This is a genomic window from Streptomyces sp. NPDC050674 (assembly GCF_040654575.1).
Lineage (GTDB): Bacteria > Actinomycetota > Actinomycetes > Streptomycetales > Streptomycetaceae > Streptomyces.
In genome coordinates this window covers 237,587-249,936 of sequence record NZ_JBFAIG010000005.1, presented here as the reverse complement: position 1 = coordinate 249,936, position 12,350 = coordinate 237,587, and the positions used below count along the sequence as shown (strand labels likewise).

Here is a 12,350-nt window from a genome sequence, read left to right as displayed (position 1 = left end):
CACAGGGGCGCTCGTGTCATCTTCACGATTCGCTCCTGTTCTTCCCGGCCTCACGGACGGTAATTTCCGCCCGTACGCAGAACCAGTGCTGGAGGACCTATGCACGGGCCCACTCCGCCCCTGCCGCTGCCCACCGACCGGCTGCGGTTCGCCATGCCGCCGATGCACGAGTCGGTCGAGGACGAGCGCCGGCACCGCAAGGAGCGGCTCGCGGGCGCCCTGCGGATCTTCGGGCGGCTCGGCTTCGAGGACGGCGTGTCCGGGCACATCACCGCCCGTGACCCCGAATTCAGCGACTGCTTCTGGGTCAACCCGTTCGGGATGCCCTTCCGGCACGTCACCGTGAGCGACCTCGTGCTCGCCAACCAGGACGGCCAGGTCGTCGAGGGCGGCTACCACGTCAACCAGGCCGCGTTCACCGTGCACGCGCAGGTCCACGCCGCCCGGCCCGACGTGGTCGCCGTCGCCCACTGCCACTCCGTGCACGGCCGGGCGCTCGCGGCCCTCGGCGAGCTGCTGGAGCCGATCACCCAGGAGAGCTGCGCCTTCTACGAGGATCACGCCCTCTACGACACCTACACCGGGGTCTCCGTCGACGCCGAGGAGGGGCGGCGCATCGCGGCCGTCCTCGGCTCCCGCAAGGCGCTCGTGCTGCGCAACCACGGGCTGCTGACCGTCGGGGACTCGGTGGACGCGGCGGCCTGGTGGTTCGTGTCGATGGAGCGCTCCTGCCAGGTGCAGCTGACCGCGCAGGCGGCCGGCCGGCCGGTCCGGATCGACCACCGGATGGCCGTGGCGACCCGGGAGCAACTGGGCGGCGACCTGGTGGCGTGGATCAACTACCAGCCCATGTGGGAGGACATCAGCCGCAGCGAGCCGGGTCTGCTGACGTAGAGGCCGTCTCGTGTGGCGGGTCCGCGGGTGGCGGACGAGGGTGCGGGCGGCGATGCGGGTCGCACCCGCTCAGCCGGCCGACGTGCCCTGTGCGGCCTCGCGTGCCTCAATGAGGGCTCGTTGCCTGAGGCTGCCGCCGAACAACTGGATCATGGTGGCGGCCAGGATGTCGTCCCTGCCGATGGTCCGCCCGTCCCCCCTGCGGACGGACAGGGCCCGGAGGGGCTCCTCGAGGGGCGGGGGCGGGGCGGCCGGTTCGCCCGGCATCGCCAGGGTGACCGTACCAAAACGTTTGAGCCCGCCCTCGCGGACGACCATGGCCGCGTCCCGGGCGAGGCCTGTCAGGAACACACTCGCGATGCCGTCCAGGTCGCGGACCATCGCCGGGACGGCCGTCGCCCCCTGGCTCCGCAACAACTTCCTGACCCCGGCCTCGAACCTGTGGGCGCCGACCACAGCACTCTGTTTGCGCGACCTGCTGCGCTTGCCGTTGAACGTCGGGCTGTGGGCGTACCACTGGTCCCCCACGTCGAGCTCGACGTTCCGGCCGATCGCCGTGAGGAGGTCCCCGGGAACCAGCTTCTTCCGGGCCTCCTCCGCGGCCGCTCTCCTCGCGCCGTCGATGATCTCCGTCAGCACGGTCCGCGTCACCGACGCGGCGGCCCACGCGGCCGACCGAGAGACGTGCATCGAGGTCACGTCCCTGAACACCGCTCTCACGAGAGAGGGCTTGAAGGGCGAGGCTTGTATGACCGAGGCGGTCTCGGGACCGGTGCGCTCAAGGCGGGCGGGCTGTGCGGTCATCGGAAGAAACGCTCCCTGTCGGCGGAGTTGTCACAGGCCCACACTTCACCACGCACACCCGCTCCCTTGTACCCGGTAGCAGGTGCCGTCGCGCTGGATGATCCCGGCCATAGGGGGACCCTCCCGGCGGGGTCAACAGGGCGCGTCGAAGTTCACCCGTGTTGACCAGAGCGGGCCGACGCGAACCGGCTGGTTAGGGCACAATTCGCTGACGTCGCACGAGAGTTGCGCAGCGGGGTTTCCGGCATCCGGAAGACCGGCGGTGGTTGGGTCGCGGGAAGGCGGGCGTCGGGCGTGGCGGTGGGGGAGGCGAGGCAGGGCGGCGTGGACGCGGGCGCCTGCGCCGAGGGGTACTCGGGTGGCCGCGGCAGGGGTTACCCGGCTGGTCACCCGGTCGGGTCCGGGGGCGGACACCAGGGCGGGTGTGCCTGCGGTGACTGCCCGCACGGGGCGCGAGAGGGGCATCGGCGGGCCATGGCCGCCTTCCTGCGCCGACGGGACGAGTTCGCGGCCGGGCAGGGGCTGCCGGCCTCGGTGGCCCACTCCGCGTCGGCGTCCCGCCAGTGGGTCTCCGAGGCACTGGCCCAGTCCGCCGAGCACGTCGCCGAGCGGAGGCGGGCCGAGGGGCTGGCCTGGCTGACCGGCCTGTGGCGCCGCACGACGGCCGTGGTCTGGGCCGCCGTCGTGCTGTTGCTCCTCGGGCAGGCCCTCACGGCGGTCGGCGCGGGCTGGACGGCGGCGCGCACGGCGGGGCTGGCCGCGGCGCTGATCGCGGCACCGGCGCTGACCGCCGCGTCGTGGTTCCACCGGGCGAAGGGCGGGGTCCTGGCGCCGGTGATCGGTGAGGACAACCGGCTGTCCACCTCCCGCACGGTCGCGGCGGCCTGGGTGCTCTTCGTGGCGTACGCGGTCCTCGTGCTCGCCGGACGGCTCGCCGCAGCCTCGCGGGGCCGGGAGCGGGACGCCCTGATCGCCGGGCTGGACCTCGCCCGGGGCGCCGGGGTCGTGACCGTGCTGGCCGTGGTGTGCGGGATCGCCGTGCTCGTGCGGCGGGTGGTCGGGCTGCGGGTCCTGGGGCAACGGCTGCAGAAGATCCGCGCCGACCGGCCCCGGGCCGCCGACCTGCTGACCGACGACGCGGGGCGGGGCACCTTCGCCGACATCCAGTACGTGGTGATCAGTGGTGTCGCCCTGGTCTTCGCGGCGGTACGGCTGGCCAGGCGGCCGGAACAACTGCCGGACCTGCCGTGGGGACTGGCGCTGGTGGTGCTGGTGTCGGCGGCGACGTACCTGGCCGGCAAGTATGCCGAGGGCGGCCGGCCGGTCATCCTCTCCGTGGTCCGCGCCCGGGAGGCGGGTGACCTGGACGGGCCGATCCGCACCGGGGACGACATCGAGATCCGGGGCGCCGGGTTCGTGCCGCCCGGCGCGCAGGGCGCCGACCGGCTGGCCCGGATGGTGGTGCGGGTGGGCGCGGTGCACGTCCACGTACCGCTGGTGCCGGTGCCCGGCGGGTTCCGCAACCCCACGGACACCCTGCTGACGGTCCCGGTGCCGGCGGACGTGGAACCGGGGCGGGTCGAGGTGCAGGTGGTCACCGCGGCCGGCGTGGAGACGAACCGGTACACGGTCGACGTGACGGAGTGAGCCGGCATCCATCGGCCGGACCGCACCGGCCTCTCCCGCGGGATTGAGCGTGGCCCCTTCGTCGTACGTATGGTCTGTCAGGGGGGTCTCGGTACGGGCGAGAGGCGGTCAGCAGCGATGACTCACGGTATGCGAACAGACACGCACGTCCCCCACTTCGGTGAGGGGGGTGACTGGCGGGACAACGCCACCCGCTACGCCCTGCTGCCCCTGCGCCTCTTCCTCGGCGTCACCTTCATTTACGCCGGGCTGGACAAACTCACCGACAGCGCCTTCATGAGGGACTCCGGCCCCGGGTCCATCGGCGACATGATGCGCGCCGTCCGCGACTCCTCCGCCCTTCCCGCCCTGGTCGACCTCTCCCTCAAGAGCCCCGTCGGGTTCGGCTACGCCATCGCCTTCGGGGAACTGGCCGTCGGCATCGGCACCCTGCTCGGCCTGCTCGCCCGTCTGGCCGCGCTCGGCGGCGCGCTGATCTCGCTGAGCCTGTGGCTGACAGTGAGCTGGGCCTCCGACCCGTACTACTACGGCAACGACCTCGCCTACCTCATGGCCTGGACGCCCCTGATCCTGGCGGGCGCGCCCCTGTTGTCCCTCGACGCCGCGCTGCGCTCCCGACGACGGCGGCGCGGCGGGTACCGCTAGCGGGCCGCCCGCGTCACGCCGGGTCCGTGCCCGTGGGGCCTCTCCGGCGGCGGCGGGCTCGGCCCGTCAGGAGCGCCACCGCGCCCGCCAGGCACAGCCCGCCCGTGACGAGGGGGATCGCCACGAACCACGGGGTCTCCCAGGCGCCGCCCGCGTCACCGGCGTACAGGACGCCCACCAGGATCAGGACGGCGCCGGCGACCAGCTTGCCGGGCTGGAGTTCATGACGCAGCACGGGCCACCTCCGCCTTTCCCATGCCGACCTGGAGATCCAGGTCGATGGTGCCGGACCTCCCGGCCCCCTCGGCGGGGGAGAGGGTGATCTCCTGGTGGCGGTCCGGCCGCACGTCCAGGTCCTTCGGGTCGTCGCCCGGCAGATGGAGGTCGCCGATGCCGACCTCGGCGTTCAGCCGCACGGTCACCTCCTCGGGCACGACCACCCTGAGCTTGCCCATGCCGACCTCCGCCCGCGTCGTCACCGTCTGCTTCCCGGTCAGGTCCAGCCTGCTCAGATCCAGGGTGGCGACGCCCGTCCCCAGGTCGTAGCGCGGCCGTACGTCCGTCACGCCGGCGGGCTGCCAGGTGGTGCGCGCCCAGTGGGTGTCGATGTCCTTGGGCAGGGCCGCCGCTCCGGCGAGCAGACCGGCCGTGACGATCGCCAGGAGGATCGAGCCGGCTCCCGTCCGGCCCAGGAAGGCGCTGACGGCCATGCCCAGGCCCAGCACGGCGAGCGCGCAGGCCAGACCCGTCTGAAGGCTGGTGCCGAGCGGGTGCCCGTCCCAGGTGCGGCTGGTGCCCAGGGCTCCCGCGAGCAGGGCCAGCAGGAAGACCCAGCCGCCGATCCGGCGCGGCCCGCGCTCAGGCGGCCGGGAGCGCGGGGCGGGCCGGTCCTCGCGGGCGCCCGGCCGGGTGCCGAGGCTGACGTCGACGGCCGCCGCGACGTCGAGGTCGTGGGTGTCGCGCGGGCCCCACAGATAGCCCGTGCCGCCGATGTGGGTGCCGTCCTTGACGATCGGGTCGCGCCACCAGGAGGGGCCGGTGAGGAACGCCGGCGGCGCCTGCGGCTCCGGCGGGGCGTCGGCGACCGCCTGCGCGGCCAGCGGATCGGGGCTGGGGGTGCCGCGGTGGCGCGACCAGTAACCGGCGCCCGCGAGGAGGAGGGAGAGGACGACGGCGAAGGTCAGCACCCCGCCGTTGTTCAGCATGGTCAGGAACACCCCGCAGCCGACCAGCGCGAACAGCACGGCCGCCAGGGCCTGGCCGTCGACACGGCCGGTGAGCAGTTTGCGGACCTCGTTCTCCTCCTCGTCGTCGTACGGGACGAAGAGCCAGGCGAAGCCGTAGAACAGCAGACCGATACCGCCGGTGGCGGAGAGCACGGCGAGGGTGATGCGGAAGATCACCGGGTCCATGTCGCACTGCCGCCCGAGCCCGGCGCAGACACCGGCCAGGGTCTTGTGGCGGCGGTCGCGGCGGAAGGCGTGGGGCGGCCCGGCCGGGACGGCGTCCTCGGCGGAGGCGGTCGCGCCGGGTGCTCCCCCCTGCTCTCCCGCGTCCGCGCGCCCGGGTGCGGAGCCCGCGGCGGGCGCGGCACCCTGCGGCCCGGCACCCGGGGTGGGGCGCGGGCCGGAGCCGGGTCCCGGACCCGTCGCGGCGTGCTCGTGATCGGTCATGGATCCATGGTGACGGGCGCGGCGCCCGGGCGGGAGCCGGAACGACCCTGGCCGGACCCTGATATCGGCCCTGAGGGGCCGCCCGGCAACCGCCCGGGGGGTGGCCCACGCAGATCAGGGGAGCTCTAGGGGACGACCCTGATGCTCCGGCCTGCCGCGCGTGTGACCATCAATGGCATGTCGGAAGCCGCAGCAGCGCCACTCGCCGAACCGCGGCCGCCGCGCAAGCTCTACCGCAGCAGTGACGGACGCTGGCTCGGGGGCGTGGCGCGAGGGCTCGCCGGGCACCTCGGGCTGCCCGTGATCTGGGTGCGGCTTGTCTTCGTCGGCCTGTTCATGGCCGACGGCCTAGGCGCGCTGCTGTACGCCGCGTTCTGGTTCTTCGTCCCGCTCGGCGTCGGCGGGGTCGAGGCGCAGAAACCGCCGCCCCCGGTCGCGGAGACCTCGCCCGACGGCCGCCGCAGACGCGTCGCGCGCAGGCCCGACAAGGGCCAGATCGTGGCCCTGCTCCTCATGGTCGTGGTGGCCATGGTCTTCGTGGGCAACGTGAATCTCAGCGGCGGGGCCAGGGTCTACCTCTGGCCGATGGTGCTCGTCGGCGCGGGCGTCGCCCTGGTCTGGCGGCAGGCGGACAACGCCCGCCGGGCCCGCTGGGCCGAGGTCGGCCGCCGCCGGCGCACGGTGACGCTGCTGCGCTCGGTGGGCGGGGTGCTGCTGGTGACGGCCGGCGTCTCCGGCATCTTCGTCCTGCAAGGCTCGGCGGCCCACCTCGGCTCGGTGCTCCAGGCAGCCCTCGCGGTGCTCGTCGGGATCACGCTGCTCGCCGGGCCGTATCTGGTGCGCATGACGCAGGATTTGTCCGAGGAGCGCCTCATGCGCATCCGCGCCCAGGAGCGCGCGGAGGTCGCCGCCCATGTGCACGACTCGGTGCTGCACACCCTCACCCTGATCCAGCGCAACGCGGAGAACGCCGGCGAGGTGCGTCGCCTGGCCCGTGCCCAGGAGCGCGACCTGCGCACCTGGCTCTACAAGCCCGAGGGCACCGGCAAGGACGAGGCCGACGAACCCACCACCCTCGCCGACGCCGTCCGGCACAACGCGGCCGAGGTGGAGGACAAGCACGGCGTGCCCATCGAGGTCGTGGTCGTGGGCGACTGCCCGCTCGACGACGGGATCGCCGCACAGATGCAGGCCGCGAGGGAAGCAATGGTGAACGCCGCCAAGTACGGTGGCGAGGGCGGCGCCGTACAGGTCTTCGCCGAGGTCGAGGGGAGGACGGTCTTCGTGTCCGTCAGGGACCGCGGCCCCGGCTTCGACCTCGACTCGATACCCGCCGACCGGATGGGTGTCAGAGAATCGATCATCGGCCGCATGGAGCGCCACGGCGGTACGGCGCGGCTGCGCGCGGTGCCGGACGGCGGCACGGAGGTCGAGCTGGAGATGGAGAGGGCGGAGAAGACGTCATGAGCGACCCGACCGAGGCGAACGGTACGGCGGGATCGGCGGAGGCGGCCGGCCCCGCGGAGTCGGACGGCGGCCCCGGGCGCCATGTGCGCGTGGTCCTCGTGGACGACCACCGCATGTTCCGCACGGGGGTCCAGGCCGAGATCGGCCGGACCGAGCAGACCGGTGTCGAGGTCGTGGGCGAAGCCGCCGACGTCGACCAGGCCGTCACGGTCATCACCGCGACCCGGCCCGAGGTGGTCCTCCTCGATGTGCACCTGCCCGGCGGCGGCGGTGTCGAAGTGCTGCGCCGCTGCGCCCCGTTGATGGGCGACGCCGAGCAGCCGGTCCGCTTCCTCGCGTTGTCCGTGTCGGACGCGGCGGAGGACGTGATCGGCGTGATCCGGGGCGGGGCCCGCGGATACGTCACCAAGACGATCACCGGCACGGACCTCGTGGACTCGATCTTCCGCGTCCAGGAGGGCGACGCGGTCTTCTCGCCCCGGCTGGCCGGGTTCGTCCTGGACGCCTTCGCCTCCACGGACGCGCCGCCGGTCGACGAGGACCTGGACCGCCTGACCCAGCGCGAGCGCGAGGTGCTGCGGCTCATCGCGCGGGGGTACGCGTACAAGGAGATCGCCAAGCAGCTGTACATCTCCGTGAAGACGGTCGAGTCGCATGTCTCGGCGGTGCTGCGCAAGCTCCAGCTGTCGAACCGGCACGAGCTGACGCGCTGGGCGACGGCTCGCCGGCTGGTCTGACACCGGCGCTCACACCACCCGCGTCGCCCCCGCGTACGGCATCTCGTCGAGCGGGGCGACGCGCACCGGCGCGGACGGGTTCGGGGCGTGGATCATCTGCCCGTTGCCCACGTAGATGCCCACATGGCTGATGCCGGCGTAGAAGAAGACCAGGTCACCGGGGCGCAGTTCGGAGCGGGAGACGCGGCGGCCGGCGGCGATCTGGGAGTACGTCGTGCGCGGCAGGGAGACCCCGGCGGCGCGGTAGGCGGCCTGCACCAGACCCGAGCAGTCGAAGGCGTTCGGGCCGGTTGCGCCCCACACATAGGGGCTGCCGAGCTTTTGGTAGGCGTAGGAGACGGCGGCGGCCGCCCGGGAGTCGGGCGCCTGGGAGGAGGCCGGGCCGGGGGCCGCCAGGGTGTCCCGCGCGCCGGTGGAGCGTGAGGCGCGGTCCGGGGATCCGCCCTGCCGGGAACGTTCCTGCGGTTCGAGCCGGGACAGCAGCCGCCGGGCGGAGCCCAGCTTGCCGGTGATCGTCTTCTTGTGCCGCTTCAGTTCCGTCTGCCGCGACTTCAGGGAGGTCAGCTCGATGTGGGCGGCCCCGCGCAGCTGCTCGATCTCCCTCAGCCGCTTGCGCACGCCGGAGACGGCGGCGTTCTGCCGGTTGCCGGCCCGCTCGACGAACTCGGCGTTCTCCAGGTACCGGTCGGGGTCGTCGGACAGGGCGAGCTGCACCGCGGGATCCAGTCCGCCGGCGCGGTACTGCGCGGCGGCGACCGAACCCAGGCCCTGGCGGGCCGAGTTGAGCCGTTCCTCCTTGCGCGCCGCCTGGTCCTGGAGGTTCCTCAGGCGCTGCGCGGCCGCTTCGGCCTCCTCCTTGGCGCCGTTGTACTTCTCGGTGGCGACCTCCGCCTCCCGGTACAGCTTGTCCACCTCGGCCTTGACCTGACCGGCGGTGAGCGGGGGCTCGGCGTGCCCGGTCCCGTCGAAGGCCGTCGCCGTCGCCGCGCCCGCGAGGGCGATCGTGGCGGCCGTACGGGCCTTGCCGCCACCCAATGCGCGCTGTCGGGGCTTGCGGTGCGCTGCCACCTGGAGGCCACGTCCTTTCCTCGACCGCCGGTGAGGGCGCATACGGCCGCCGGGGGGAACGGACGGGCGGCCTGCGCGTCCGGCGACGGCCCGCACAGGGGGAGCGGATCGCCGCCGGACTTCTCGGCGGTGGTGTCCGACTGCCGCCCCTGGCCCGGGCGGCGGTGGGGAGCCGGGCACCTGGAGGAGGACGTTAAACGTCGCCGAGGCGGGCCGGTGGCGGGTGTGCGGAACTGTCTCGAGAGGACCGGCGGTGACCGTATGCGACCGTAGCGCCGTCTCGACCCCGCACGCTTCACTCAGCGTGATGACCGATGCGCCGAATCGTGCGCGAGTGACCCTGATCGGGTGCTATGGGGCGCATATATGCATCAGTGGCCCGGTGTCGGGCGGCCCGCGGGCCCCTGATTAGGCTCCGGCCTCATGGACGTACTCATCCACCTCTTCGTCGGCCTCCACATCGTCGGCATCGCCGCGCTCCTGGGCGGATTCCTCACCCAGATGAAGGCGATGGGCGAGGGCACGGCCCGCTTCACGCCCGCGATGCTGCACGGCGCGCTGACGATGCTGGTCACCGGTGTGGCGCTGGTCGGCCTCAACCAGGCCGACGACCAGACCGTGGACAACATCAAGATCGGCGTGAAGCTGGCCCTGCTGATCGTGATCCTCGGCCTGGTCTATGTGAAGCGGGACGAGGAGAAGGTGGACAAGGGCCTGTTCGGCCTGGTCGGGCTGCTGACCACGGCGAACGTCTTCATCGCCGTGCTCTGGACCTGACCCGGGAGGGACGGGCGCGCGCCGAGGTGAGCGCCCAGGCGGTGCAGCCGAGCCAGGCCGCCACGGTCATCCACAGCAGGACCTCGCCGAGGGCGTCGAGCCAGGGCGCGTCCAGGGCGGCGGCGACGGCCAGGGCGGCCACGGCCGTGCCGACCGCGGTGAAGACGGTCGCCCAGCGGGCCACGTCGTAGCCGTGCCGGGGCCAGGCGAGCTCGGCGGTGAGCAGGCCCACGCAGCAGACCAGGGTGAGCACGAGCAGCCCGGCCGTCACCCTGCCGAGGACGGCGTGGTCGTCGTCGTTCCACAGGTACATGCGGGCGCTGTCGGCGCTGATCAGACGTGCCCCGGCCAGCGCCGACAGGGCGAGCGCCCCGGCCGCGAGCCAGTGGTCCCCGCGCCCCTCGGTCACCTCCCGCGGCGGGAAGCGCAGCAGCGCGAAGCAGTAGAGCACCAGCCCCGGCCAGAACAGCACCATGGCCGCGTGGGCGAGCCAGGCGGCCGACTCGGCCGCGGCGAGCGTGGCGCCGAGCACGGCCAGCCCCTGGGTGGCCGCACACCGCAGGAACACCGTGCCGCGGCGCTCCGGGTTCGCCGCGACGAGCAGCGCCGCCCACAGCAGGGCCGCGAGCGCCAGCAGCGCCGCGGCCGACCGCTGCCAGCCGGCCGCGCAGAAGCCGGTGCCGATCAGGGCGGTCGCCGCCGTAAAGGTGAGCGCGGTCGGCGTCTGCGCCGGCCACCGCGGCCGCGAGGGCCGCAGCACGGCGTACGCGACCGCCCCGGCCCAGGCCGCGCAGGCCGGGACGAGGGCGACACGGGAGAGGGTCTCGTACCCCGCCGAGTCGAGACCGACCGCCAGGGCGCCGGTCGTCAGCGCGTACATCGCGCACAGGGCGGCGGACAGGGGGAGACCGGGCATGGCGCCGATGCTAGGCAGCGCCGTGCGCGCGGGGAGAGGGGCACGCGCGCGTGCCCCTCAAAATCGGACCAAGACCGTCAGGCCGGACGCACCACGCTGTGGATCGCCGACTCGCCGTCGTAGTAGATCGACTCCTCGCGCACGTACGTGCCGGGCTTCGGGGCGTGGATCATCATGCCGTTGCCGATGTAGATCCCGACATGGGTGACGTCGTCGTAGAAGAACACCAGGTCACCGGGCTGGGCCTGGGAGAGCGGGACCGTGGTGCCGGCGTTCACCTGGTCGTAGGTGGTGCGCGGCAGGGTGACGGACGCGGCCTTCCAGGCGGCCTGGGTGAGTCCGGAGCAGTCGTAGGAGCCCGGGCCGACGGCGCCCCACACGTACGGCTTGCCGATCTGGGCACGGGCGAAGGCGAGCGCCTTGTCGGCCTTGGTGGCGTACGAGGAGTCGGCCGGGACGGTCACGGAGGACGAGCCGGAGCCCGTGGACCCCGAGGCGGAGGACCCGCCCTCCCGCTGCCCCGCCGCCTGGTCCTGCGCCGTCTGCCGGGCGGCCTGCTGCCGGGCCAGCTCGTCGGCCTTGCGGGCGGCCTCCTCCCGCTTCTCCCGCTCGATCGCCGCGAGCCGGGCCTTCTCCTCGGCGGTCAGCCGGGACATCAGCTCGCGGGCGTCGGCCAGCTTGCGCTGGACGGTGGCCTTGGCTGCCTTCAGGTCGCCCTGCGACTCGGTGAGCGTCTCGAGGCTCTCGGTCGCCTCCTGGCGCTTCTTCATCGTCTCGGACTGCTGCGTGACGTAGTCGTCGACCGCGACCTTCTGACGGCCCGTCATCCGGTCCATCAGCTGGGTCTGGTCGAAGTAGTCCTGCGGGGTGTCCGCGAGCAGGAACGTGGCCGTGTCCGGGGCGGCGGCGCCGGTGCGGTACTGGGCGGAGGCGAAGGAACCCAGCTCCTCACGCGCCTCGTTGAGCTTCTGGGTGCGCTGGGCGACGTCGTCCAGGAGGGTGTCGACGCGCTTGCGCTGCTTCGAGGTCTTCTCCTTGGCCGCGTTGTACTTCTCGGTGGCCGACTCGGCCTGGCGGTACAGGTCGCCGACCTTCTTCTCGACGTCCTCCAGGCTGGGCTTGTCGTCGGCCTCGGGGGTGGCGTTGGCCGACTGGGACAGCAGGGCCACGGAGGTGAGGGCCGCCGTTGCGAGGGCGGGGGTCCGTATGCCTGCCACGCGCGTACCCGTAGGACGCGACTTGCGGTGCGACGCCAAGGGAGGCGACTCCTTCCACGTTCCGCCTACCGGGTTAGCTGTCGGGTTCGGGCGGATGGTTCGGAAGGGTTGCCCTACGGCCTTCTCCGCACAGGGAGTCGGGCCGATTCACCCCAGGTTCACGGTTGGGTCCCCGGCTCCGGCTGCCGCTGCGGCACACCGGACTCGGCGGAGGCCGCGCGGCCCGGCGACGTTCGCCGGTGGGGGTCATGCGGCCTGATCGCACCGTAGCCAATTCGTGTGGCCCTTGTGAAGGTTGATGGGTGATATGCCCGATACATTTTCGTGACCTTACTCATGAGCGTTGCGGAGAGTGAACGATCCGGGGCGGTTGATCACGACATGTCCACGAATGAGGAGGGTGTAGCAGGCCGTCACCGGCCGGTCATGGAGGGCGACAATGCGCCGCCGGACGGTCGATCCGCGGCCGGGTGCGCGGCGAGGTTCCGGCGATGTTCTCGGGGCG

At 73.0% G+C, this 12,350-nt stretch carries 12 protein-coding genes and 1 riboswitch; of the genes, 6 read left to right on the top strand and 6 right to left on the bottom strand.

The annotated features are described in order from the left end of the window. The first annotated feature begins 99 nt into the window (after window positions 1–99). Window positions 100–894, top strand: a complete 795-nt coding sequence (locus AB0I06_RS11460; RefSeq protein WP_363118553.1) for a class II aldolase/adducin family protein — start codon at window positions 100–102, stop codon at window positions 892–894. 69 nt (window positions 895–963) lie between these two features. On the opposite strand, the gene AB0I06_RS11455 is transcribed toward AB0I06_RS11460, so the two are convergent. Further along, window positions 964–1,698 (bottom strand): hypothetical protein, encoded by a 735-nt coding sequence (locus tag AB0I06_RS11455; protein ID WP_363118552.1) that lies wholly within the window; start codon window positions 1,696–1,698, stop codon window positions 964–966. 294 nt (window positions 1,699–1,992) lie between these two features. Between AB0I06_RS11455 and AB0I06_RS11450 the strand changes: the two genes are divergently transcribed. Both AB0I06_RS11450 and AB0I06_RS11445 read left to right on the top strand, forming a co-directional pair. After that, a complete protein-coding gene (locus AB0I06_RS11450; RefSeq protein ID WP_363118551.1) occupies window positions 1,993–3,345 on the top strand; it encodes a hypothetical protein in 1,353 nt (450 codons plus the stop codon). Window positions 3,346–3,462: 117 nt separating this feature from the next. Next, window positions 3,463–3,990, top strand: coding sequence for a DoxX family membrane protein (locus tag AB0I06_RS11445; RefSeq protein ID WP_363118550.1), 528 nt, complete (start codon window positions 3,463–3,465; stop codon window positions 3,988–3,990). A 13-nt stretch (window positions 3,991–4,003) separates the two neighbouring features. Here AB0I06_RS11445 and AB0I06_RS11440 read toward each other — a convergent pair whose 3' ends face one another. Beyond that, a complete protein-coding gene (locus tag AB0I06_RS11440; RefSeq protein WP_363118549.1) occupies window positions 4,004–4,225 on the bottom strand; it encodes a hypothetical protein in 222 nt (73 codons plus the stop codon). After that, window positions 4,212–5,663: a PspC domain-containing protein gene (locus AB0I06_RS11435; RefSeq protein ID WP_363118548.1), complete on the bottom strand. Its 1,452-nt coding sequence runs from the start codon at window positions 5,661–5,663 to the stop codon at window positions 4,212–4,214. The genes AB0I06_RS11440 and AB0I06_RS11435 overlap by 14 nt, the downstream gene beginning before the upstream one ends. A 177-nt stretch (window positions 5,664–5,840) precedes the next feature. Between AB0I06_RS11435 and AB0I06_RS11430 the strand changes: the two genes are divergently transcribed. Both AB0I06_RS11430 and AB0I06_RS11425 read left to right on the top strand, forming a co-directional pair. Next, a complete protein-coding gene (locus AB0I06_RS11430) occupies window positions 5,841–7,130 on the top strand; it encodes a PspC domain-containing protein (RefSeq protein ID WP_363118547.1) in 1,290 nt (429 codons plus the stop codon). Further along, on the top strand, window positions 7,127–7,867 hold the full coding sequence (locus AB0I06_RS11425) for a response regulator transcription factor (protein WP_363118546.1): 741 nt from the start codon (window positions 7,127–7,129) through the stop codon (window positions 7,865–7,867). The genes AB0I06_RS11430 and AB0I06_RS11425 overlap by 4 nt, the downstream gene beginning before the upstream one ends. Before the next feature lie 9 nt (window positions 7,868–7,876). Here AB0I06_RS11425 and AB0I06_RS11420 read toward each other — a convergent pair whose 3' ends face one another. Next, window positions 7,877–8,935, bottom strand: a complete 1,059-nt coding sequence (locus AB0I06_RS11420; protein WP_363118545.1) for a C40 family peptidase — start codon at window positions 8,933–8,935, stop codon at window positions 7,877–7,879. 423 nt (window positions 8,936–9,358) lie between these two features. On the opposite strand from AB0I06_RS11420, the gene AB0I06_RS11415 reads away from it, so the two are divergent. Beyond that, window positions 9,359–9,712 carry a hypothetical protein gene (locus tag AB0I06_RS11415; RefSeq protein ID WP_363118544.1) on the top strand — a complete coding sequence of 118 codons (354 nt, stop codon included), beginning with the start codon at window positions 9,359–9,361 and terminating at the stop codon, window positions 9,710–9,712. Here the strand turns inward: AB0I06_RS11415 and AB0I06_RS11410 are convergent. Together AB0I06_RS11410 and AB0I06_RS11405 are read right to left on the bottom strand one after the other, a co-directional pair. Further along, window positions 9,690–10,628: a hypothetical protein gene (locus AB0I06_RS11410; protein WP_363118543.1), complete on the bottom strand. Its 939-nt coding sequence runs from the start codon at window positions 10,626–10,628 to the stop codon at window positions 9,690–9,692. The genes AB0I06_RS11415 and AB0I06_RS11410 overlap by 23 nt on opposite strands. A 77-nt stretch (window positions 10,629–10,705) precedes the next feature. Next, window positions 10,706–11,884 carry an NlpC/P60 family protein gene (locus AB0I06_RS11405; RefSeq protein WP_363118542.1) on the bottom strand — a complete coding sequence of 393 codons (1,179 nt, stop codon included), beginning with the start codon at window positions 11,882–11,884 and terminating at the stop codon, window positions 10,706–10,708. Between the two features lie 7 nt (window positions 11,885–11,891). Next, a riboswitch (cyclic di-AMP (ydaO/yuaA leader) is annotated at window positions 11,892–12,065 on the bottom strand. Window positions 12,066–12,350 lie beyond the last annotated feature (285 nt).